Below are 21,486 nucleotides of genomic sequence, written 5' to 3' on the forward strand. Positions count from 1 at the left end.
TCCGCCGCGCCGTCGAGGAGCCCCGTTGCCGTTCTTCCTGCACCGGCTGCTGCGCTTCGCCCGCATCCGGCTGCCGGGCTGGCGCCTGCCGCTGGCCGTGGCGCTCGCCGTCTTCCTCACCAGCTGGGGGCTGATGGCGCTGGCCGAGCCGGCGGGCAGCGAGCTCGTCGCCCCGGGCAACTACTGGTGGTACTTCGTCGTCACCGCCGCCACCGTCGGGTACGGCGACTTCTTCCCGGAGACCCTCGCCGGCCACGCCGTCGGGGCGTACGTGATCGTCGGCGGGATCGTCACGCTGACGCTGCTGTTCACCGAGCTGGCCACCGCCCTGCAGAACGCGCGGGGCAAGCGTCTGAGAGGGGTGGTGGCCCTGGACCTCCGGGACCACGTCGTCGTCCTGGGCTACACCGCGGGCCGGACCGAGCGGATCGTCGCCGAGCTGACCGTCGAGCCGGGCACCCAGGTCGTGCTCTGCGCCCACGACGACGTGCCGGGCAACCCGATGCCCGAGCAGCCGGCCGTCTCCTTCGTCCGCGGCGACCTCACCCGCGCCGACGTGATGGAGCGCGCCTGCGTCGCCCGCGCCCGCACCGCCGTCATCGACGGCCGCGACGACAACGAGACGCTGGCGATCGCCGTCGCCGTCGACCACGCCAACCCGGGCGTGCACATGGTCGCCGCGGTGCGCGACCTCAGCCGGCGCGAGACCCTGCGCTACGTCAACCCCGGCGTGCAGGTGGTGCAGTGGCACATGCCGTTCCTGCTGTCGGAGGAGGCGGCCGACCCGGGGCTGACCCAGGTCTACAACGAGCTGATGACCGCCGGCGGGCACGGCAACACGTACTCGGTGCCCGTGCCGGCGGGGTGTCGGCACCGCAGCTTCGGCGACGTCCAGACCGCCTTCGGCCGCGAGCACGGCGCCACCGTGCTGGCCATCCGCACGGGCGAGGGCCTGCTGGTCAGCCCCGCCTGGGACACCCCGCTGCCGGAGGGCGCGACGCTGTACTACGTGGCGGCCAGCCGCCTGGACCCCGCGCGGCTGCTGCAGCGCGCCTGAGTCACCAGACGCCGAACGCCGCCGCCAGCAGCGCGACGGCCCCGCCGAGCGCCGCGAGCACCGCGAGGACGGCGAGCACCACCGGGACGACGACCCAGCGGCGCTTGAACCGGCGGCGCCGCGCGGCCGGCCGCGGGGGTGCGGCCACCGGCGGCGGCGGCGGAGGGGCCGGTCTCGGGGGAGCCGGTCGCGGGGGAGGCGGGGCGGCCGCGCGGGCCTGCTTCTCCGCCTTGCGCTCGCGGCGCTTGTCGGCGAGGTGGCGGGCCTGGTCGCGGGCGTCGCGGGCCACGGTGCCGATGACCGAGGCGAGCGCCCGCAGGTCGTCGACGTCGAAGCGCTCCACCTGGCCGCCGAGCGAGGGCGCGTCCCCGCGCGGCGGGCCGTCGGCGGCCGGCGGCGACCACGCCTGCTGCGGCCCGGCCTCCTCGGCCACCCGGCGCAGCGCCGTCCGGGTGCGGGCGACGTCCCACCGCTCGGCGACGTCGCGGGTGAGCAGGCCCTCGAGCACCGGGCCCAGCGGCCCGGCCAGCCGGGGCGGCTCGGGGTCCTCGTGGACGACGGCGAACAGCGTCGCCATCGGCTCGGGCCGGTCGAAGGCCAGCCGCCCCTCGACGGCGGTGTAGAGCGTGGCGCCCAGCGACCACAGGTCGACGGCGGGCCCCGGCTCCTCGCCGCGCGCCCGCTCCGGCGACATGTAGGCGGGCGACCCGAGGATCGCGCCCGAGGTGGTGATCGAGGGGTTGCCGGTGGCCGTGGCGATGCCGAAGTCGGTGAGGTGGGCGGCGCAGTCGGCGCCGACGAGCACGTTGGCCGGCTTCACGTCGCGGTGCACGATCCCGGCGGCGTGCGCGGCCTCCAGCGCCTCGAGGACGTCGAGGCCGATCCGCGCCACGGTGGGCCAGGGCAGCGGGCCCGAGCGCTGCACGACCTCCTGCAGGCTGCGGGCGTCGACGTGCTCCATGACCAGCCAGGGCCGGCCGTCCTCCTCCACGACGTCGTAGAGCGTCGTGACGTTCGGGTGCAGCAGCCGTGCCGCGGTGCGGGCCTCCCGCAGGGTGCGCGAGCGCAGCGCCTCGCGCTCGTCGTCGCTGAGGTGCGTGGGGAACACGACCTCCTTGAGGGCGACGGGCCGGCCCAGCACCTCGTCGGTGGCGCGCCAGACGACGCCCATCCCCCCGCGGCCGATCACCTCGGTGACGGTGTAGCGACCGGCGACCAGCCGTCCGGTACCCGCTTCGGCGGACATGCGGGGGACAGTACGCCCGGGGTCGTGCCCGCGTCCCGGCTCAGGCCGGGTTCGCGGGCTCTTCCGGGTCGCTCTTGGCCTCGAGGTCCGCGGCGACCTCCGGCGTCTCCATCTCCAGCGCGATGTCGCGCGGCTGCGGGGTCTCCGGGTCGGGCTGCGGCGTCGTCATGCCTGCAGCCTGCCCCGGATCGCGGCCGCCCGCTCCCTAGACTCCCGCGACCGTGAGCGTCACGCGGCTGCTGGTCGCCAACCGCGGGGAGGTCGCCGTCCGCGTGCTGCGGACCGCCGCGGCCCTCGGCCTGTCCACCGTCGCCGTCGCGCCGGAGGACGACGCCGGCGGCCTGCACGTGCGCCGGGCCGACGACGCCGTCCGGCTGCCCGGTGCCGGGCCGGCCGCGTACCTCGACGTGGCCGCGGTGGTCGGCGCGGCCGTGCGCAGCGGCGCCGACGCCCTGCACCCGGGCTGGGGCTTCCTCTCCGAGAGCCCGGCGCTGGCGCGGGCCTGCGCCGGGGCGGGGGTGGTGTTCGTCGGGCCGTCCGCGGAGACGCTGGCGCTGTTCGGCGACAAGACGGCGGCCCGCGCCCGGGCGGCGGGGCTCGGCCTGCCCGTGCCGGCCGCGACCGGCCCGGACCCCGCGCCGGAGGAGGCGGCCGCGTTCCTCGCCGGCGGGCCCGTGATGGTCAAGGCGGTGTCCGGCGGCGGCGGGCGCGGGATGCGGCCGGTGACCGACCCCGCCGGCCTGCCCGCCGCGCTGGAGCGGTGCCGGTCGGAGGCGCGGGCGGCGTCCGGCGACGGCGCCGTCCACCTGGAGCGGCTGCTCCCCGGCGCCCGGCACGTGGAGGTGCAGGTGGCCGGTGACGGCGCGGCGGTGGTGGTCCTCGGCGACCGCGACTGCTCGCTGCAGCGGCGCCGTCAGAAGCTGGTGGAGGTGGCGCCCGCGCCGGGGATCGACGGCGCCGTGCGGGACCGCCTCGCCGGGTGGGCGGCGGCGCTGTGCGGGTCGGCCGGCCTGCGCGGGCTGGCCACCGTGGAGTTCCTGGTGCGCGGGGACGAGGTCGCCTTCCTCGAGGTGAACCCGCGGCTGCAGGTGGAGCACACGGTCACCGAGGAGGTGACCGGCCTGGACCTGGTGGAGGTGGGCATCCGGCTGGCGTCGGGTGACTCGCTGGCCGCGCTCGGGCTGTCGGCGCCGCCCCCGGTCCGCGGCGCCGCCGTCCAGGTGCGGGTCAACGCCGAGACCCTGCGGCGCGACGGGACGGTGCTGCCCGGCGCCGGCGTGCTCGGGCGGTTCGTGCCGCCGACCGGGCGGGGCGTGCGGGTGGACACCGGGGTGGTCGCCGGCGACGAGGTGTCCCCGCGCTACGACTCGCTGCTCGCCAAGGTGGTGGTGCGCGACCGCGACCTGCCGCGGGCGCTGGCGGGGTGCCGCCGCGCGCTGGCCGAGCTCGACGTCGCCGGGGTGCCGACCGGACGCGACCTGCTGGCCGCGCTGCTCGGGCTGCCCGAGGTGGCGGCCGGTCGGGCGACCACCGACCTGGTCGACGCGCGGCTGGCGGACCTGCTGCCCGACGAGGAGCCCGCGGTCGCGGCCGGGCCGGTCGACGGCGTGCTGCCGGTGACCGCGCCGCTGTCGGGAGCCGTGGTCGAGGTGGCCGCCGCGGACGGGGACGCCGTCGCCGCCGGGGCGCCGCTGCTGGTGCTCGAGGCGATGAAGATGGAGCACGTGGTGCCCGCGCCGGGCGCCGGCCGGGTCACCGGGCTCGCCGCGCGGGTGGGCGACGCCGTGACCGCCGGGACGGTGCTCGCCGGCGTCGTGCCCGGCGACGTGGACGCCGTCGACGGCCCGGACGACGGCGACCCCGACGTCGTCCGGCCCGAGCTCGCCGAGCTGCACGAGCGGCGGGCGGCCACCCTCGACGACGCCCGGCCCGGCGCCGTCGCGCGGCGGCACGGGGCGGGGCGGATGACCGCGCGGGAGACGGTGGCCGCGCTGGTCGACGAGGGCACCTTCGTCGAGTACGGGCAGCTCGGCCTCGCCGCGCAGCGGGCCCGCCGGTCGCTGGACGAGCTCGTCGCCCGCACGCCGGGCGACGGGATGGTGACCGGCCTCGGCGAGGTCGACGGCGTCGCGTGCGCGGTGCTCGCCTACGACTACACGGTGCTGGCCGGCACGCAGGGCCACGTCAACCACCGCAAGACCGACCGGCTGCTGGAGCTCGCCGCCGAGCGCGGGCTGCCGGTGGTGCTGGTCGCCGAGGGCGGCGGCGGACGGCCCGGGGACACCGACGGCGCGGGCGTCTCGTGGCTCGACGTCCCGACCTTCACGACGATGGCGCGGCTCGCCGGGCGGGTGCCGACGGTCGCCGTCGTCTCCGGGTTCTGCTTCGCGGGCAACGCGGCGCTGGTGGGCTGCTGCGACGTCGTCATCGCGACCGAGGCCAGCAGCATCGGGATGGGCGGCCCGGCGATGATCGAGGCCGGCGGGCTCGGCGTCGTCGCGCCGGAGGACGTCGGGCCGACGGCGGTGCACGCGGCCACCGGCGTCGTCGACGTCGTGGTGCCCGACGACGCCGCCGCGGTGGCCGCCGCCCGGGAGGCGCTCGGCCTGCTCGCCGGGCGGCGGCGCCCGGGGGAGGCCGCCGACCAGCGGCCGCTGCGGACGGCGCTGCCGGCCAACCGGGTGCGCAGCTACGACGTGCGGCCGGTGGTGACGACGCTGGCCGACGCCGGCAGCGTGCTGGAGCTGCGTGCGGCGTTCGGGCGGGGCGTGGTCACGGCGCTGGCCCGGCTCGGCGGCCGGCCGGTGGGCCTGCTGGCCAACGACCCGCGGCACCTCGGCGGGGCGATCGACGGGGAGTCGGCGGACAAGGCGGCGGCGTTCCTGCGGCTGTGCGGGTCGGCGGGGCTGCCGGTGGTGTCGCTGGTGGACACCCCGGGGTTCATGGTCGGGCCGGAGTCGGAGCGGACCGGTACGGTGCGCCGCTTCGGCGGGCTGTACGTCGCCGGGGCGCAGCTGCCCGTGCCGCTGCTGGCCGTGGTGCTGCGCAAGGCGTACGGGCTGGGCGCGATGGCGATGCTCGGCGGCGACCTGCGGGCCCCGCTGCTCACGCTGGCCTGGCCCACCGGCGAGTTCGGGCCGATGAGCCTCGAGGGTGCGGTGCGGCTCGGCGCGCGGCGGGAGCTGAAGGCGCTGGCCCCGCCCGAGCGGGAGGCACGGTTCGCCGAGCTGGTGGCGGAGTCCTACGCGCAGGGGAGGGCGCTCAACGTGGCGTCGGTGTTCGAGGTGGACGACGTCGTCGACCCGGCCGACACCCGGGAGGTGCTGCTGCGCGCGCTCGCCGGGCTGGCCTGAGGGTCCTACGGTCCCGGCATGCCCCGATTCCGCCTGACCACCGGCGACGGTTCCGTGCTGCAGGAGTGGGACGCCGCCGACGCGGCGGCCGCGGAGTCCGAGGCGGTGGAGACCGTGGCGCGGCACCGGGCGGAGGACCCGCCCGGCGCCGCCGAGTACGTGCTCGCCGACGACGCCGGTTCGGACGTGGCGCGCTGGGGGTCCGAGGCGCCCTGACCCGACTCAGGCCAGGCGGCGCTCGAGGACCTCGTGCTCGCGGCGCAGCACCACCTGGCTGACCAGGTCCCGGACGGCGGCCTCGGCCTGCTTGCCGATGAACGGGGCGTCGACCTTCGCGTCGCCGGTGACGGTGGCGCGGGTGCCGCCGCCCGGCGCCGGGACCAGCCGCCGGTCGCACGTCACCCGGGCCTCGCGGCCCATGATCTCGGCGCGCAGGTCGAGGCTGCCGCGCCAGCCGCCGTCGCCGTCGGGGGTCCAGGTGGTCACCTGGGAGACCGGGACCGTCTTGCCGACGAAGCGCGCGAAGACCGGCGGGATGCCCGTGGTCGGGGCCGACAGGCGGGTCGTCGTGCGGGTGTCGCTGCCGTCCTTCGCGCTGGACACCTCCTGCACCTGCGCCTCCAGGGCCTGCGCGACCTCGCGCAGGAACGTCTCGTCGGTGAGGACGGCGAGCACGCGGTCGGGGTCGGCGGCGTAGGTGGTGGTGGCGTCGATGGGCACGCCCCATCCTCATCTGCGCCGCCGGGCCGCGCGCCCCGGGGTGCCGGCGGGGCGGGCGGGGACGGTGGGACGACCGGCCCTCGACGCGATGCGGACCTCCCCGGTCTCCCATCTCGCGACACCTAGCGTGCCGCGCAGCGCGCCGGACACCGGGGACCGGCGCACCTCTCGAGGAGACGACACGTGCGCCGCAGCACCGCCGTCGCCGGGGCCTTCGCCGCCGGCCTGATGATCCTGTTCACCGGTCCCGCCGCCCAGGCCGCCGCGACCGACACCGTCTACGTGCCCGAGGACTTCGTGACCTCCCTCAGCCAGACCCGGGCAACGGGTCACTACGAGGTGGTCGGGACCGGGCTACGCGTCTGGACCGAGAGCAACAAGTCCACGGACAAGGTGGCCGAGTACGTCGCCACGACCACGCCGCTGGCCGGTGTGGGTTCGCCGCGGCTCAACGTCACCACCACCGCCGGGACCATCGCGCCGGGATTCCAGCTCGTCGTCGACCTCGATGGCAACGGCACGAAGGACGGCATCCTGGTGGGCGAGCCGACGGCTCCGGGTTACGAGGACAACTGGTGGCTCGCCTCGAGCACTCTGCCGTTCCAGCGGCTCGCTCCGCACACCGGCGGTGGCTTCGGCAGCCCCTACTACGGCACCCTCGCCGAGTGGACCGCGGTCTTCGACGGCGACACCGACGTCAACGGCGACGGCGTCGTGGACGCGCAGGATGACATCACCGCTGATGGCGTCGATGACAAGGCGGCCGTGGTCCAGGCGTTCGGCTTCTCGCTCGGCTCCGGCGTCTACGGGGACCACACCATCACGTCGATGGACTTCGCCGGGACGCGGTACACGTTCGCCGAGCACGTCCGGCTGAGCACCAAGAACCAGTGCAAGAACGGCGGGTGGGCCACGAGCACGTTGCCCGAGTTCCGCAACCAGGGCGAGTGCGTCGCGTCGTTCGCCAAGGCCGCCGAGCGCTGACCCGCTCCGCAGCACGACGGAGGCCCGTCACCCGGTCCGGGTGGCGGGCCTCCGTCGTGCCGGTGAGCGGTCAGGGCGCCGGAGCGGGTGCGGGCTCCCCGGTCGCCGGTCCGGTGGCGGCGCAGGAGTCGTCGGTCGCGGCGTCGGCGGCCGCCGCGTCCGGGGTGACCTCCGTGGGGACGGGCTCCGCGGGCTGCGCCGCGGGGTCGGTCACCGACGCGTCGGGGGAGATCTCGCAGCCGGCGTCCTCGACGGCCGGCTCGGCGGGTGCAGGGGCGGGCTCGACGGGTGCGGACTCGACCGGAGCGGGCTCTGCGGGCGCAGGCTCCGCGGGGGCCGGCACGGTCGGCGTCGGCTCTGCGGGCGTCGGCTCTGCGGGCGTCGGCTCTGCGGGCGTCGGCTCTGCGGGCGTCGGCTCGGCCGGGGTGGGCTCGGCCGGGGTGGGCTCGGCCGGGGTGGGCTCGGTCGGCTCGACGGGCGCGGACTCGACGGGCGCAGGCTCGACAGGCTCGGGCTCGACAGGCTCGGGCTCGACAGGCTCGGGCTCGACAGGCTCGGGCTCGACAGGCTCGGGCTCGACAGGCTCGGGCTCGACCGGGGCCGGCTCACTGGGGGCGGGCTCAGTCGGCGTCGGCTCGGCCAGGGTGGGCTCAGTCGGCTCAACGGGCGCCGGGTCCACGGGCGCCGGCGGGACGTCGGCCGGGGTCGGCGGTGTCTCGACCGCGGGCTCCTCGACCGGCGGCACGTCGGCAGGCGGGACCTCCACGGGCGGCACATCGGCGGGCGGGGCCTCGGTCGGCGGGACGTCGGACGGCGGGATCTCCACCGGCGGCGGGTCTGCAGGCGGCGCCTCCACCGGCGGCGGGTCAGCAGGCGGCGCCAGCGGCGGCGCCTCGACGGGCGGCTCGGCCGGGGGGCTCTCCGCCGGCACGTCGAGCGGAGCAGGGCCGGAGCCGTCGAGGTACTGCCGCAGCAGCGCGTCGAGGTAGGCCTCGGACTCCGCATCCAGGTCCGGGAACGGGTCGGCGGGCGTCGGTGCTGCCGCCGGCGCGGGCGGCGCGGGAGGCGGCGGCGCCCAGCCGTCCTCGAAGCCGGGCGCCACGACGCCGATGCTCGGCAGCGCGAGCGGGCCGCCGTCGGGCTCGGCCTCGCCCATCCGCGCGGCGGTGTCTCCCGCGGGTTCGATGCCCGTGGTGCTGGCGTCGGCGACCGGCGGCCCCGAGACCGCGGCCAGCGCGGCCGCCATCCCGAGCGCGCAGGCGCTCGCGCCGACCGCCGGGATGAACCGGGCGGACCGGATGCCTCGTCTCGACCTGTCCACTGCTCTTCCCCCTGAGCCGTAGGACTCTCCGCACCCATCGTGACCCGGCCGGTACCGGACGTCTACGCGAGCGGGCACGCCGGCGGCGTCGGTTCACCCGTCAGGCGTGCGGGCGACACCCGGACGCGCGGGTCATCACCGCGCGTGCACGCGTCAGAAGGGCGGGAGGTCGAGGTCGGTGCCGAACCGGGGTGGTGGGCTCGCCCGGGTCCCGCCGTCGGGGGACGTGACCAGCAGCGCGCCGTCGTCACCGACGTCGAAGCACCAGCCCGGCGCCTGGTGCTTGAGGCGGTGATGGTGCTCGCACAGGCAGCAGAGGTTCCGGGCGGTGGTGGGCCCGTCGGGCCAGCGGCGGCAGTGGTCGAGGTCGCAGGTGCGCGCCCGTGCCCGGCAGCCGGGGAACCGGCAGCGCCTGTCGCGGAGCCGGACGAAGCGGTCGAGGGCGGCACCCGGGTCGTGGGCGTCGGTGCCGGCGGGCGGCCCGAGCGCGGCCCCGCGGCGGAGACCGGTGGCATCGGTCAGGGCGACGAGGCTGCCGCGGAGCATGTCGGTGACCGCGACCCGCGGCCGCTCGGCCAGCGCGGTGCCGCCGAGGGCGCGGACGTCGAGCAGCGCACCGACGTCGAGCAGGCCGCGGAGCTCGCCGTCGGTCCACGTCCCGCGCAGCACCGCCCGGCGGGCGCCGGCCGTGGCCTGCCGCACCGCGTCCGCGTGCCGCGCCGCGGCCTCGGCCATCGGTCCGACTCCGGCCGGGGGCCGGGGCGTGGGATCGGACGGCGGCCCGGACGTGGGCTCGTCGCCGACCGGGTCGCACACCCCGCCGTCGTCCCCTGGCTGGTCGGCTCCCGGCTCGTCGTCCCGGGGCTCGTCGGCTCCCGGTGCGTCGGCTCCGGGTTCGTCGGCTCCGGGTTCGTCGTCCTGCGGCTCGTCGTCCTGCGGCCCGTCGTCCCCCGTCGGCAGGTCGTCCACCGCGGCGGCCGGGCGGGGGAGCAGGCCGAGCGCGTACGCCAGCTCGCGCACCATCTCGGCCGGCACGACGGCGCCCTCCACCAGCCCGGGCTCGCTGCCGCCGAGCATCGTCTCCAGCGCGACGACGAGGGTCAGCGCGACGGTGACCGGCGGGCGGCCGTCCTCGCCGGGCCGCAGCACCAGGTCGGCGAGGGCGTCGGCCATGCGCTGCTGCCGCGTGCGCTCGTCGCCCTCGACCCGGTTCTGCTCGGCGTAGGCCTCCAGTGCGCGGTGGATCGCCGCGCAGGTGGGGAGGGGGAGGTCGATGACGAGGGTGGCGGAGCCGTCGCGCCGGTCGTGCATGCGCACCCCACGGCCGCGCACCGCGGCGACCAGCCGCCGCCCGGCCGCCTCGGCGTCCTTCCGCAGCACGACGCGGCGGGCGCAGTCGCCGAGCTGCGGTGGCGTCTTGCCGCCGAGCAGGCGCAGCACGTGCGCCTCGATGTCGGTGCGCAGCGCGTCGTCGCGCACCGGCCCGACGACGGTGACCATCTGCCGCGCGTGCGCCGGGCTGATCTCCCCACGGGCGAGCAGCGCCAGGGTGGCGGGCAGCCGCTCGACGAGCGTCACCGCCTCCTCGAGCATCGCGCCGGCGGCCGGGCCGGAGGTCCGCAGGGCGAGCGCCACCTCGTCGACGGCCCACTCGCTCACCCCGGTGAGGACCGCCGGGCGGGCGGCGCGGCTCGCCGCCGACATCGCGCCCCGCTCGCCGGGCTGCCGGTCGAACCGCCCCGCCGGGCGGCAGCGGGCCAGGTCGGCGAGCGAGACGGCGAGGACCGCGGCCTCACGGGCACTTCGCCGCGCCGCGGCCGTCGCCCGCGACAGCGCCTCCGACCCCAGGACGAGCAGCCGGTCGAGCTCGTCGGCGCCCGGCGTCCTGCGGTGGTGTGGCCTCCCCGCGACCTCCCACCGTCTCCCGCTCCGCGCCTCGGGACGGACCAGGTCGAGGACGGCGGGCCGGGGACCGAGGGCGGCGCGCAGCGCCTCCTCGACCGGACCCATCGCATCGAACACGCGTTCGATCATACCGACACGGCAGGGCTCCGACCAGCGGAGACGCCGCCTGTGGACGAGCGGTCAGGCGCGGTTGCGGCGCGCGATCTCCGTGCTGAGCGCCGTCGCGAAGGCGGTCCAGCCGGCGTAGGGGAGGAGCAGGGCGCCGGCTGCCCGGTCGGCCGACCAGGCCCGCCTCGCGAGGTCCGCGGTCGACGCGGCGAGCAGCGCCGCCTCCGCCGCGGCCAGCGGCGGCCGGTGCGCCCGGAAGAACACCCACGGCCAGGCGGCGTTGAGCGCGAGGTTGGCGGCGTACGCCCGCCGGAAGCCGCGTCCCGAGCGGCCCGCCCGCGCACCGGCCACGGCCAGCAGCGCGTACAGCGCCGTCCACGCGATCCCGAAGACCGGACCGGGCGGCTGCCAGCGCGGCGTGTCCAGCCGCCGGTACCAGTCCGAGGAGACGTCGGTGCCCGCCGCGCCCAGCAGGGCGGTGAGCACGACGGGCACGGAGGCGGACACTGCCGGGGAGGCGCGCACGTCCCGAGCATGGCCGCCCGGACGGACGACGGCAGCACGGTCGGACGAGCACGGTCGGACGAGCACGGTCAGACGAGCGCGGGCTCCCGCGGCGCGGGCGCGGCGGGCGCCGGCGGCACCCGCCGGGACCGCGCGGCGCCCAGGCCGAGCAGCGCCAGCCCCGCGGCGCACCAGACGGCGAGGGTGAGCAGCGCGGGCCCGGCGCCGGCGCCGTCGAACCAGGAGGTGGCGCGCAGCAGCGTCCCGGTGGCGCCCGGCGGCATCCACTGGCCGACAGCACCCCAGGCGCCCGGCAGCAGCTCAGGCGCGCCGGCCAGGCCGGACAGCGGGTTGCCGAGCAGGACCGTGACTGCCGCCCCGAGCGCCAGTCCCGGCGTGCCGAGCAGGTCGTGCAGGCCGAGCAGCACGAGCGCCGTGGCGGCGATGCCCAGGGCCACCACGCCCGTCGTCGTCCACCACCCGGCCTCGACCGAGCCGAGCCAGCTGCCGAGGACCGTCGCGGTCACCATGCCGCCGGCCAGCGCCGCGGCCAGCGCCGTCGCTGCCCGCCGCAGGCGGCCGCGGACCAGCCGTGAGGTGAGCGCCGCGGTGAGGATCCCGCCGATCGCCAGCGGCAGGGCGGCCGCAGCCAGGCCGGCACCGCGCGGGTCCGCCTCGGGTGCCGGGACGACGTCCTCCACCGGCACCGCCGTGCCGGTGGCCGCGCCGAGGCCGGCGGCCACCTGGCGCAGGGAGGCTGCCACGGTGGGCGAGGCCGCGGAGGCGACGAGCAGCCGCGGTCCGGAGGGGCCGACGACGACCGCGCCGTACACCTCGCGGCCGGCGATCGCCGCGCGGGCGGTGGCCTCGTCGTCGACCGGCCGGACGGCGAAGGCGCCGGGGGCGGCGGTGTCGAGCGCGGTCTCCACCTGGGTCACGGCGGGAGCGGGCCCGGCGACGGCGAGCGGCAGGTCGTGCGGCGCCGAGCGGACGGCGAACCAGGCGAAGGCCGTGAGGACCACGGCGAGGAGGGCGGCGACCGCCACCGGCACGGCCAGGCCGGCGCGGGCGGGAGGGGCTGCGGGCATGGGGACCACTCCAGTAAAACGAAGGACCGTTCGCTTACTCGGACGAGTGTGCCGACCACCCGCTCCGCCGTCAAGAACGATCGTTCGCTTTACAGTGGACGGCGTGCCCCGCGTCCCGGAGTCCCACCTCGCCGCCCGCCGCGACCAGATCCTCGACGCGGCCACCGCCCGCTTCGCCGCCAACGGCTTCCAGGCCACCGGCATGGCCGACGTCATCGCCGCCTCAGGGCTGTCGGCCGGCGCCGTCTACCGCTACTTCCGCAGCAAGGACGAGCTGATCGCCGCGATCGTCGAGCGGGTCGTGGGCGCCGCGGCGGCGCGCTTCGAGCAGCTGCTCGAGGACGACGCCGCGCCGGACCCGGCCGAGGCGGTGGCGGCCGCGGTCGAGATGGTGGCCGAGCTGACCACGCGCGGGCCGGTCGACCTCAGCCGCGTCGCCGTCCAGGCGTGGGGTGAGGCGCTGCGCAACCCCGGCGTGCACGCCGTCGTCGACCCGGCCTACCGCACGATGCGCGGCTACTTCGTCGAGATCGCGCGGCGGGGGCAGGCGGCCGGCCGGTTCCCGGCCGACGCCGACCCGCTGCACCTGGGCGCCACGATGATGTCGTCGGTGTTCGGGTTCGTCCTGCAGCGGCTGCTGCTCGGCGACGTCGACCCGGCCGCCTACGCCGCCGCGCTGCGGGTGACCTGGGCCGGCGCTCCGTCCACCACCGGGTAGGCCCGCGGCGGCCGGCTGCCGTACAGCACCCCGGCCACCACCAGCGCGCCGCAGGCGACCTCCACCAGCGGCAGGCGCTCGCCGAAGAACAGCCACGACGACGCCGTGCCGACCACCGGCACCAGCATGGAGAACGGCGCCACCGTGCCCGACGGGTGCCGGCTCATCAGCGCCGTCCAGATGCCCGAGCCGAGCAGGGTCGCGACGACGACGGTGAACAGCAGCCCGGCCAGCGCGAGCAGGCCGCGCTGCGTGCCGAGCGTGGTGAGCGAGGCGCCGATCCGCGCCGGGCCCTCCGTCGCGAGCGACAGCGCGAGCATCGGCAGCGGCGGCACGACGGTCATCCAGAGCATCAGCCGGAACGGCCGCGCCGGGCGGGCCTGCCGGTTGCAGAGGTTGCCCAGCGCCCAGCCCAGCCCGCCGCAGAGGGTGAGCAGCACCGGCAGCAGTGTCGCGCCGCCGTCGAGCCCGGCCCGGTGGACGGCGATCCCTGCCAGCCCCGCGACGGCGAGCGCCACCCCGGCGGCCTGCCGGCCGGTCAGCCGCTCGCGCAGCAGCAGCCCGGCGAGCACGACGGTGAACGGCGCCGAGGACTGCAGCACCAGCGAGGCCAGCCCGGTCGGCATCCCGGTGTCCATCGCGACGTACAGGAAGACGAACTGCAGGACGCCGAACCCGAGCCCGTAGCCGACCACCCACCGCCAGGGGACGCCGGGCCGCGGCACGAGCAGCAGCGTCGGGACGGCGACCAGCGCGAACCGCAGCGCCACGAGGAAGAACGGCGGGAACTGCTCGAGCGACAGGTGGATCGCCGGGAAGTTCAGCCCCCAGACGACGGCGACGACGAGGGCGAGGAGGCGGTCGCGGACGGGCACGCGGTCGAGCCTGCGCCCGCCGAAGCGTCAGCACCAGCGAAAGGTGCTGTACCGACGATGTAGCGTCGCTTCATGGACCTGCGGGCCCTGGAGACCCTGCGGACGGTGCGCACGCAGGGCGGCGTCGCGGCCGCGGCGGCCGTGCTGCACCTCACGCCCTCGGCGGTCTCCCAGCAGCTCGCCGCGCTGTCCCGGGAGGCCGGCGTCCCGCTCACCGAGCGCGTCGGGCGCGGGCTGCGGCTCACCGCGGCCGGCGACGCTCTGGCCGACGCCGCCGTCGACGTCGCGGTGGCCGTCGAGCGGGCGCGGGCATCGCTCGCGGCGTTCACCGGGGCGGCCGAGGGGACGGTGCGCGTCTCGGCGTTCCAGAGCGGCGCCCGGCTGCTGCTCCCGCCGCTGCTCACCCGCGTGCGGGCGCTCGGCGGGGTGCGGGTCGAGTGCTCCGACGAGGACGTCGCGCAGGACGCCTTCCCCGCGCTCACCGACCGGGTCGACGTCGTGGTCGCGCACCGGCCCGACGGCGGCGCGGAGTGGGCGGGCGACGGCAGCCGGCTGCGGGTCGTGCCGCTGCTGCGCGAGCCGCTCGACGTCGCCGTGCCGCGCGGGCACCCGCTGGCCGGCCGCGACCGGGTGCGGGCCGGCGACCTGGTCGGCGAGGAGTGGATCGCCGTCCGCGAGGGCTTCCCGGTGGCCACCGTGCTGGCCGCCGTCGCCGCGGGGTCGGGCGCGGCGCCCCGGATCGCGCACCGGATCAACGACTTCTCCATCGCCGAGGCGATGGTCGCCGCCGGGCACGGCATCTCCCTGCTGCCCCGCTTCACCGGCGGAGGCCACCCCGGCGTGCGGCTGCTCCCGCTGGCGGGCGTGCGCGCCGGGCGGAGGGTGGAGGCGCTGCTGCGCCCGGACACCGCCGAGCGGCTGGTCGTGCGGCGGGTGCTCGACGAGCTGGTCGCCGTCGCCGCGGAGGTCACCGGCGCCTCGGCCTGAGGCCGCGCCGTCAGCGGCGGCCCCGGGGGCCGGAGCCCGCGGGGACCCGTCGTGCGCGGTGCCGCAGGTGCAGGCGGGCCGGCCGGACGGCGGGACGGGGCGGGTCGGCGAGCAGGGCCGCCTCGGCCGCGAGCAGGGCCGCGCCGGGGTCGAGCCCGAGCTCGGCGGCGAGGACGCGCCGGACCCGGCGGAGCGCGGCGAGCGCGTCGGCCCGCCGGCCGCCCTCGGCCAGGGCGCGCGCGAGCAGCACCCAGCCGCGCTCGCGCAACGGGGAGCGGGCCGTCAGCTCCCGGGCCCGCCCGGCCGCCTCCGCCACCCGGCCGGTGCGCAGCAGCGCCTCGGCCAGGTCCTCCTCGGCCGCCGTCCGCAGCTCGGTGAGCCGCGCGGCCGCGGGGGCCAGGCCCGGCAGGTCGGCGAGGCCTGCCAGCGCCTCGCCGCGCCACAGCCCGAGCGCCCCGCCCAGAGCGGTTGCCGCCACCGCGGGGGAGCCGGTCGCGAGGGCCGCGGCGCCCCCGGCCGCGAGGCGGGCGAACCGGACGGCGTCGACGGCACCGGGGTCCAGGTCCAGCGCGTAGCCGCCGCCCCGGCGGGTCACGCCCCCGCCGAGGCCGCGCCGCAGCCGGGAGACGTGGTGCTGCAGGGTCCCCGGCCGCGCGTCCGCACCCGGCGGCCACGCGCCGGTGAGCAGCCCGCCGTCGGACACGGTCGCCGGGGCGGCCGTGGCGAGCACCGCGAGGACGGCACGCGGCCGCGGTCCGCCGAGGTCGAGCGGCCGCCCGTCGCGGGTCGCCGTCACCGGTCCCAGCAGGCACAGCTCCAGGCCGGGCACCCCGCGCGCCTCAGGCGCGGACCGGCGCGCCGGCCAGCATCGGCAGCAGCAGCTCCAGGCGGCCGACCTCCTCGACGTTGTGCCGCACCCAGGCCCGCACCATGGGGTCGGGGAACCGGCGCCGCAGCACCCGGTTGACCGGCGCGGACAGCGGGCCGCGCGCGCCGAGGTCGAGCACGCTGACGTAGTGGGTGCGCCCGCGCCCGGCCGACCACGTGTGCTCCAGCTGGGTGACGACGGCGCCGCCGATCCGCTGGACGAGCCGGATGCCGGTCCGGTCGAGCTTCTCCACCCGGTCCACGACGTCGATCGCGTACTCGGGCCGGCCGGCGAAGCGCTCGACGATCCGGAAGCGGGCGCCCTCGGCCGCGCCGCCACCGGGCGCCGGCCGGGCGAGCTCCCACCGGACGTGGTCGAGCGGGTGCCAGGCCAGGTACCGCGACACGACCCCACCGTCGTAGTCCATCGTCGCGCCGAGCGAGCCGAACCAGTCGAGCACCTGGTCCGGGGTCACGCCCTCCAGCGGTGCGTGGTCGATGGTGACGCGGCGGCGACCGTGCGGGTGCTCCTCGTACCGGACCGTGGCGGTGTCCGGCGTGCGGAGCGGGACGACGAGCGGCAGGGCCATGACTCCTCCTGGGGAAACGCGACCGTATCTCGCGCGGCGGACGCTAGGGTGGCGTCCGGAGATACGCAAGCGTTTCCTGCGCGGGAGGTCGGGATGGCCGTGGAGTCCCCCGTCGCCCGGCCCGCGCGCCGCCGCGGCGCCGAGCTGGAGGCCGCGATCGAGGCCGCCGTCGTCGGGCTCGTCGTCGAGCAGGGCGCGGCGGCGGTGACGATGGAGGCGGTCGCCGCCCGGTGCGGGACCAGCAAGCCCGTGCTCTACCGGCGCTGGCCCGACCGGGCCGCCCTCCTGCGCGACGTGCTGCTGCGGCAGGCCACCGCCGCCATCCCCGCCGAGGACACCGGCAGCTACCGCACCGACATGCTCGCGGTCCTGCGCGGCTGGGCGGCCGTCCTCACCGGGCCCGGCAGCCGGGTCGTGCACGCCGTCGTCACCGCCATGGCCACCGACCCGGCCTTCGCCACCGCCTTCCGCGACGGCGTCATCGGCTGGCGCAAGGAGGAGATGGCGCGCCTGCTCGCCCGTGGCGTCGCGCGCGGCGACGTCCGTCCCGGCGTCCCGGTCGACCTGCTGCGCGAGCTCGGGCAGTCGGTGCTATGGCACCGCTTCCTCGTCACGGGCGACCCCATCACCGACGACGTCGTCGTGCGGGTGGTCGACGAGGTGCTCGTGCCGCTGGTGCGGCCCTGACGACGGTCAGGCGCGGGGCGGTGCCCAGGCCTCGACGGCGGCGAGCTGCCGGCCCGCGGCCGACGGCGGGGTGAGCCGCAGGACGGCGTCGCGCACCCGGGAGGTGACCGGCCCGCGCGCCTGGGCGACCCGGCCGACGGCGCGCGCCCGGCGGGCGATCCGCCGCACCCGCGGCCGGCGCAGCCGGTCGTAGCGGTCGAGGGCCTCGTCGGGGTCGAGACCGGGGCCGCCGCCGGACAGCAGCGCGGTCAGGGTGGCCGCGTCCTCGAGTGCCTGGTTGGCGCCCTGGCCGAGGTCGGGCGTCATCGCGTGCGCGGCGTCGCCGAGCAGCACCACCCGGCCGCGCCGGAGGGATGGCACCGGTCCCGCCAGGTCGTGCACGTCCGAGCGACTGACGTCGGCCGGGCGGGTGGCCGCCAGCAGCTCCCCGACCGGCTCGTGCCAGCCGGCGAACAGGCAGCTCACCGCGGCGTGCTCGTCGTCGGCCCGCCCGCCGGCCGGTGCCGACGCGACGGCGAACCAGTAGACGCGGCCGTCGGCGAGCGGAGCCATCCCGAACCGCAGCCCGCGGCCCCAGGTCTCCCCGGCGGCGCCGCGCAGGTCGACCGGGACCGCGGTGACGCCCCGCCAGGCGGTGTAGCCCGCGTAGCGGAGGCCCGGGTCGCCCGGCCAGCCCGCGCGCACCCGGCTGCGGATGCCGTCGGCGGCGACCACGACGTCGGCCCGCTCCGCGCCGTCGCGCAGCCGGACCGTCCCGTCGTCGTCCACCCCGGTGACCTCGCATCCCCAGCGCACCGTCCCGGGGGCCAGCGCGTCCTCGAGCTGCCGGTGGAGGTCCGCCCGGTGGACGACCCGCAGCCGGCGCACCGCGTCCGGCGGGGTCCGGGACAGCCAGGAGCCGTCCGGCCGGCGCTGCCCGGCGAGGAGCCGGTGCCCGGGGCCCGTGGCCGCGCGGACGGCGTCCCCGAGGCCCAGGGCGTCGAGGGCGGTGAGCCCGTTGCCGAACAGCGACAGGCCCGAGCCGACGACCCGCGCGCCCGGTGCCCGTTCCAGGACGGTCACCCGCGTGCCTGCCCGCTGCAGGCCGGCGGCGGTGGCGAGCCCGCCGATGCCGGCGCCGACGACGATCACGTGCACGAGGTCCTCCTGTCGCGGGTGGTGCCGACAGGGGAGCGCGCCGCGCTGAGCGGCGGCTGAGGGACCGCTGAGAGGCTGGGGTCAGGGCCGCCAGCGGTGCAGGCCGGTGACCCGCCGGACGGCGGCAGCGGTGACCCGGTGGGGGAGCGCGCCGAGGACCGTGGCGAGCTTGGCGTCCGGGCCGACCGTCACCCGGAACCGCGGGCGCCGGGCCTCGAGCACGCCGGCGACGGCGCGGGCCACCTCGCGGGGGTCGCGCGAGCGGGGCAGGTGCTCGGTCTCGACGAACCGCTCGACCGCCTCGAGCAGGCCGGTGTAGGCGCTGTCGGGCGGGACGACGCGCGGCGTCGTCTCCCAGATGGCGGTGTCGTAGTTGCCGGGCTCCACCAGGACCACCCGGACGCCGAAGGGCTCCACCTCGTAGGCCAGCGACTCCGCCCAGCCCTCCAGGGCCCACTTCGACGCGCAGTACAGCGACAGTCCGGGGTTGCCGTAGCGCGCCGAGTCGCTGGAGACCAGCACCAGCCGCCCGGCCCGCTGCGCCCGCATCACCGGCAGCACCTCGCGGGTCAGCCGCATCGCGCCGAGCAGGTTGGTGTCGAGGACCCGCTGCCACTCGGCCTCGTCGGTGTCCTCGAAGGCGCCCCCGGACGCGGTGCCGGCGTTGCTGACCAGCGCGTCGAGCCGGCCGCCGGTGAGCTCGAGGGTCTCCTTGACGGCGCGGGCGACCGACCCGGCGTCGGTGACGTCGAGCTGGACGACGTCGAGCGGGTCGAGGCCGGCCTCGCGGGTGCGGGCGTCGAGCGCGGCCCGCTTCCCGGGGTCGCGCATCGAGGCGACGACGTGCCGGCCGCGCGCCGCGAGCTCGACGGCCGTCTCCAGGCCGAGGCCGGAGGAGCAGCCGGTGATCAGGACGGTCGGTCGCTGGTTGCGCACGGCAACGTCATCGGCAGTCCCGGCGCCGGGGGCGACTGGGTGCGCCTCGGTCAGCGGCGCACCAGTGCCAGGGCGAGCCCGGCCGCGGCGAGCGCGGCGGCGGTGAGGACCAGCGCGCCCGCGTCGGTGACGAGGAGGCCGCCGATCACGCCGCCGCCGGCGATGCCGACGTTCGTCGTCGCGTTGGTGAGACCGGGGGCGGCGTCGCCGGCGTCGGGGGCGGCGTTGCGGGCCGCCGTCTGGGTGAGCGTCGGCAGCGCGCCGTAGGCCACGCCCCAGACCACCGTCGCGACGACGGTGACCGCCGCCGCGGAGCCGAGCACCCCGATGACGCCGAGGGCGAGCACGAGGACCGCGACGGTGACGGCGAGCGCGCGCCGGGGGAACCGGTCGGCGAGGACGCCGGCCAGCGCCAGCCCGACGGCCCCCGCGGCGCCGTAGCCGAACAGCACCAGGCTGACCCCGCCCTCGCCGACGCCGGCCGCGCGCAGGACCGGCGAGACGTAGGTGAAGGCGGTGTAGTGCCCGAGCATGACGACGACGGTCAGCGCGGCGGCCAGCTGCACCGGGCGGCGGCGCAGCACCTGCCGCAGTGGCGCGGGCGACGTCGCGGCCGGCGGCGGGGCGGCCGGCAGCAGGGTCGCCGCCAGGACGGCGAGCGCCAGCAGGACGGCGGCGATCCCGGCGAACGCCCAGCGCCAGCCGACCGCCGTCCCCAGCGCGGTGCCGGCGGGGACGCCCGCGGTGAAGGCGACGGTCACGCCCGCGAGCACCAGTGCGGTGGCCCGCCCGGCGCGCGCCGCGGGGACCAGCGCCACGGCGGCGCCCACCGCGACGGAGAAGAAGCCGGCGTGCGCCAGCCCGGCGAGCACGCGCGCGACGACCGCGACCCCGTAGTCGCTCGTGGCGGCGAAGACGGCGTTGCCCACGGCGTAGGTGACCAGCAGCCCGGTGAGCGCCCGCCGCCGCGACCACCGGGCGAGCAGCGCGGTGAGCGGCAGCGACGCCGCGGCGACCACCACCGCGTAGGCGGAGACGAGCAGGCCCACCCGGTCCTCGCCGGTGCCCAGGTCGCGGGCGATCATCGGGAGCAGCCCGACCGGCATCATCTCGGCCGTCACGGCGGCGAAGACGGCCAGCGTCAGCACCCCGAGCGCCACCGGGACGCGGGCTCCCCCGTCCGGGCGGGCGGGCGCGGTCGTCACGGGGGCGGAGGTCACCTCCCCATTAGACTCCGCGCCAGAGCAAATTGGGAGGTGGGCGGTGGGCGCGTTGCCCGAGCGGGCGGTCGCGATGCTCGCCGCCGTCCACGCCCGGCCCGGCCTGACCCGCGCCGAGGCCAGCCGCGCGCTCGGCATCGGCACCGGCGGGGCGGCCGAGGTGGTCGGCCGCCTGGTGGGCGAGCGGCTGCTCGCCGAGGGGCCGGTGGTCCCCGCCGGCGGCCGCGGGCGGCCCACCCGGCGGCTCACCGCCCACCCGGAGGGACCGCTGGTGCTGGCCGCCGTCGTCACGCACGAGTCGTGGCGGGTCGACGCCGTCGAGCTCGGCGGGGCGTCGGTGGCCGGGCTGTCCGGGCGGCACAGCTGGGAGCCCGCCGGGGCCGTCCTCGCGGAGCTGCGGCGGTCGGTGGAGGAGCTGCGCGTGCGGTTCGGCGACCGGGTGCGCGGGCTCGGGCTGGCCGGCCCAGGCGTCGTCCTGGACGAGCGGTGGCTCGACGCCACCGTGCTCGGCTGGACCGACGTCGACCTGTGGTCGGTGTGGCCCGACGCCGGGGTGCTCGTCGCCGACAACGACGCGACCCTCGCCGCGCTGGCCGAGTCCCGTCGCGGCGCCGCCGTCGACGCGCGGCTGGCGCTGCACCTGCGGGTCGACGCGGGCCTCGGCGGCGCCGTCGTCGAGGCGGGCCGGCTGCTCGGCGGCGCGCGCGGCGCGGCGGGGGAGTTCGGCCACCTGCCGATGGGCGACCCCGCGGTCCGCTGCGCGTGCGGCGCGCGCGGGTGCTGGGGCACGGCGGTCGACGGCGGCGCGCTGGCCCGGCTGCTGGGCGCCCCGGAGCCGCGCGACCCGGTGACCTACGCCCGTCAGGTGCTCGCCCGCGACGACGACGCCGCCCGGGCCGCGGTCGCGACCGTCGCCGCCGCGCTGGGCCGGGGCGTCGCCGGGCTGGTCAACGCCCTCGACCCCGACGTCGTCACCCTCGGCGGCCTCGGCGCCGAGCTGCTGGCCGCCGCGCCCGACGAGCTCGACGCCGCCTGCCGGGCCGGGCTCATGCGCTTCCGCGGCGGCACGCCCCCACCCGTGGTGGCCGCCCGGCTCGGGGAGGACGGGCCGCTCACCGGCGCGGCCGAGCGGGTGTGGGACCGGTGGTGGGCCCGGCTCCGTCGGTGAGGCGCCCTACGGTCC

The 21,486-nt window shown here is 78.3% G+C and carries 21 protein-coding genes; 8 read left to right on the plus strand and 13 right to left on the minus strand.

The window, feature by feature from the left end:
* Nucleotides 1–25: 25 nt before the first annotated feature.
* Nucleotides 26–1,057, plus strand: coding sequence for an ion channel (locus WA616_RS17530; RefSeq protein ID WP_073419290.1), 1,032 nt, complete (start codon nucleotides 26–28; stop codon nucleotides 1,055–1,057).
* Nucleotide 1,058: 1 nt separating this feature from the next.
* Here the strand turns inward: WA616_RS17530 and WA616_RS17535 are convergent, their stop codons facing one another.
* On the minus strand, nucleotides 1,059–2,303 hold the full coding sequence (locus tag WA616_RS17535) for a serine/threonine-protein kinase (RefSeq protein WP_336031845.1): 1,245 nt from the start codon (nucleotides 2,301–2,303) through the stop codon (nucleotides 1,059–1,061).
* Between the two features lie 40 nt (nucleotides 2,304–2,343).
* Nucleotides 2,344–2,472, minus strand: coding sequence for a hypothetical protein (locus tag WA616_RS17540; RefSeq protein WP_281248055.1), 129 nt, complete (start codon nucleotides 2,470–2,472; stop codon nucleotides 2,344–2,346).
* A 52-nt stretch (nucleotides 2,473–2,524) separates the two neighbouring features.
* Here WA616_RS17540 and WA616_RS17545 point away from each other — a divergent pair, with 52 nt between their 5' ends.
* Both WA616_RS17545 and WA616_RS17550 read left to right on the plus strand, forming a co-directional pair.
* Nucleotides 2,525–5,656, plus strand: a complete 3,132-nt coding sequence (locus tag WA616_RS17545) for an acetyl-CoA carboxylase family protein (protein WP_336031846.1) — start codon at nucleotides 2,525–2,527, stop codon at nucleotides 5,654–5,656.
* A gap of 18 nt (nucleotides 5,657–5,674) precedes the next feature.
* On the plus strand, nucleotides 5,675–5,872 hold the full coding sequence (locus WA616_RS17550; RefSeq protein ID WP_336031847.1) for a hypothetical protein: 198 nt from the start codon (nucleotides 5,675–5,677) through the stop codon (nucleotides 5,870–5,872).
* A gap of 6 nt (nucleotides 5,873–5,878) precedes the next feature.
* On the opposite strand, the gene WA616_RS17555 is transcribed toward WA616_RS17550, so the two are convergent.
* Nucleotides 5,879–6,376 carry a DUF2505 domain-containing protein gene (locus WA616_RS17555; RefSeq protein WP_336031848.1) on the minus strand — a complete coding sequence of 166 codons (498 nt, stop codon included), beginning with the start codon at nucleotides 6,374–6,376 and terminating at the stop codon, nucleotides 5,879–5,881.
* A 183-nt stretch (nucleotides 6,377–6,559) separates the two neighbouring features.
* On the opposite strand from WA616_RS17555, the gene WA616_RS17560 reads away from it, so the two are divergent.
* Nucleotides 6,560–7,360, plus strand: coding sequence for a hypothetical protein (locus WA616_RS17560; protein WP_336031850.1), 801 nt, complete (start codon nucleotides 6,560–6,562; stop codon nucleotides 7,358–7,360).
* A gap of 70 nt (nucleotides 7,361–7,430) precedes the next feature.
* On the opposite strand, the gene WA616_RS17565 is transcribed toward WA616_RS17560, so the two are convergent.
* The 4 genes from WA616_RS17565 to WA616_RS17580 all read right to left on the minus strand — a co-directional run bounded on the left by WA616_RS17565 (nucleotide 7,431) and on the right by WA616_RS17580 (nucleotide 12,286).
* Nucleotides 7,431–8,681, minus strand: coding sequence for a hypothetical protein (locus tag WA616_RS17565; protein ID WP_336031852.1), 1,251 nt, complete (start codon nucleotides 8,679–8,681; stop codon nucleotides 7,431–7,433).
* Nucleotides 8,682–8,834: 153 nt separating this feature from the next.
* Complete coding sequence (locus WA616_RS17570; protein WP_336031854.1) at nucleotides 8,835–10,703, minus strand: HNH endonuclease signature motif containing protein; 1,869 nt, start codon at nucleotides 10,701–10,703, stop codon at nucleotides 8,835–8,837.
* Nucleotides 10,704–10,766: 63 nt separating this feature from the next.
* Entirely contained in the window at nucleotides 10,767–11,219 is a 453-nt protein-coding gene (locus WA616_RS17575) for a TspO/MBR family protein (protein ID WP_336031856.1), read from the minus strand.
* A gap of 68 nt (nucleotides 11,220–11,287) precedes the next feature.
* Nucleotides 11,288–12,286, minus strand: coding sequence for a hypothetical protein (locus tag WA616_RS17580; protein WP_336031858.1), 999 nt, complete (start codon nucleotides 12,284–12,286; stop codon nucleotides 11,288–11,290).
* Between the two features lie 103 nt (nucleotides 12,287–12,389).
* On the opposite strand from WA616_RS17580, the gene WA616_RS17585 reads away from it, so the two are divergent.
* Nucleotides 12,390–13,004, plus strand: coding sequence for a TetR/AcrR family transcriptional regulator (locus WA616_RS17585; RefSeq protein ID WP_073419300.1), 615 nt, complete (start codon nucleotides 12,390–12,392; stop codon nucleotides 13,002–13,004).
* On the opposite strand, the gene WA616_RS17590 is transcribed toward WA616_RS17585, so the two are convergent.
* Entirely contained in the window at nucleotides 12,950–13,879 is a 930-nt protein-coding gene (locus WA616_RS17590; protein ID WP_336031861.1) for an EamA family transporter, read from the minus strand. The genes WA616_RS17585 and WA616_RS17590 overlap by 55 nt on opposite strands.
* A 72-nt stretch (nucleotides 13,880–13,951) precedes the next feature.
* Between WA616_RS17590 and WA616_RS17595 the strand changes: the two genes are divergently transcribed.
* Complete coding sequence (locus tag WA616_RS17595; RefSeq protein ID WP_336031862.1) at nucleotides 13,952–14,866, plus strand: LysR family transcriptional regulator; 915 nt, start codon at nucleotides 13,952–13,954, stop codon at nucleotides 14,864–14,866.
* Nucleotides 14,867–14,876: 10 nt separating this feature from the next.
* Here the strand turns inward: WA616_RS17595 and WA616_RS17600 are convergent, their stop codons facing one another.
* Both WA616_RS17600 and WA616_RS17605 read right to left on the minus strand, forming a co-directional pair.
* Nucleotides 14,877–15,695: an AfsR/SARP family transcriptional regulator gene (locus tag WA616_RS17600; RefSeq protein ID WP_336031864.1), complete on the minus strand. Its 819-nt coding sequence runs from the start codon at nucleotides 15,693–15,695 to the stop codon at nucleotides 14,877–14,879.
* Nucleotides 15,696–15,705: 10 nt separating this feature from the next.
* Complete coding sequence (locus tag WA616_RS17605) at nucleotides 15,706–16,323, minus strand: hypothetical protein (RefSeq protein ID WP_336031865.1); 618 nt, start codon at nucleotides 16,321–16,323, stop codon at nucleotides 15,706–15,708.
* A 93-nt stretch (nucleotides 16,324–16,416) separates the two neighbouring features.
* Between WA616_RS17605 and WA616_RS17610 the strand changes: the two genes are divergently transcribed.
* Nucleotides 16,417–17,010, plus strand: a complete 594-nt coding sequence (locus tag WA616_RS17610; RefSeq protein ID WP_336031866.1) for a TetR/AcrR family transcriptional regulator — start codon at nucleotides 16,417–16,419, stop codon at nucleotides 17,008–17,010.
* A 6-nt stretch (nucleotides 17,011–17,016) separates the two neighbouring features.
* On the opposite strand, the gene WA616_RS17615 is transcribed toward WA616_RS17610, so the two are convergent.
* The 3 genes from WA616_RS17615 to WA616_RS17625 form a co-directional block, all read right to left on the minus strand.
* Nucleotides 17,017–18,147 (minus strand): FAD-dependent monooxygenase, encoded by a 1,131-nt coding sequence (locus tag WA616_RS17615; RefSeq protein WP_336031868.1) that lies wholly within the window; start codon nucleotides 18,145–18,147, stop codon nucleotides 17,017–17,019.
* A gap of 81 nt (nucleotides 18,148–18,228) precedes the next feature.
* Nucleotides 18,229–19,083 (minus strand): SDR family oxidoreductase, encoded by an 855-nt coding sequence (locus tag WA616_RS17620; RefSeq protein WP_336031870.1) that lies wholly within the window; start codon nucleotides 19,081–19,083, stop codon nucleotides 18,229–18,231.
* A 50-nt stretch (nucleotides 19,084–19,133) separates the two neighbouring features.
* On the minus strand, nucleotides 19,134–20,303 hold the full coding sequence (locus WA616_RS17625; protein WP_336031872.1) for an MFS transporter: 1,170 nt from the start codon (nucleotides 20,301–20,303) through the stop codon (nucleotides 19,134–19,136).
* A gap of 43 nt (nucleotides 20,304–20,346) precedes the next feature.
* Here WA616_RS17625 and WA616_RS17630 point away from each other — a divergent pair, with 43 nt between their 5' ends.
* Nucleotides 20,347–21,471, plus strand: coding sequence for an ROK family protein (locus WA616_RS17630; protein ID WP_336031873.1), 1,125 nt, complete (start codon nucleotides 20,347–20,349; stop codon nucleotides 21,469–21,471).
* Nucleotides 21,472–21,486: the final 15 nt, after the last annotated feature.

This window comes from Geodermatophilus sp. FMUSA9-8 (genome assembly GCF_037034165.1).
GTDB lineage: Bacteria > Actinomycetota > Actinomycetes > Mycobacteriales > Geodermatophilaceae > Geodermatophilus > Geodermatophilus nigrescens.

What these genes read in the sequence shown, in the direction of transcription:
- WA616_RS17535 (WP_336031845.1), bottom strand. Translation starts at nt 2,303, where the DNA reads ATGTCCGCCGAAGCGGGTACCGGACGGCTGGTCGCCGGTCGCTACACC.
- WA616_RS17540 (WP_281248055.1), bottom strand. Translation starts at nt 2,472, where the DNA reads ATGACGACGCCGCAGCCCGACCCGGAGACCCCGCAGCCGCGCGACATC.
- WA616_RS17550 (WP_336031847.1), top strand. Translation starts at nt 5,675, where the DNA reads ATGCCCCGATTCCGCCTGACCACCGGCGACGGTTCCGTGCTGCAGGAG.
- WA616_RS17580 (WP_336031858.1), bottom strand. Translation starts at nt 12,286, where the DNA reads ATGCCCGCAGCCCCTCCCGCCCGCGCCGGCCTGGCCGTGCCGGTGGCG.
- WA616_RS17595 (WP_336031862.1), top strand. Translation starts at nt 13,952, where the DNA reads ATGGACCTGCGGGCCCTGGAGACCCTGCGGACGGTGCGCACGCAGGGC.
- WA616_RS17605 (WP_336031865.1), bottom strand. Translation starts at nt 16,323, where the DNA reads ATGGCCCTGCCGCTCGTCGTCCCGCTCCGCACGCCGGACACCGCCACG.
- WA616_RS17610 (WP_336031866.1), top strand. Translation starts at nt 16,417, where the DNA reads ATGGCCGTGGAGTCCCCCGTCGCCCGGCCCGCGCGCCGCCGCGGCGCC.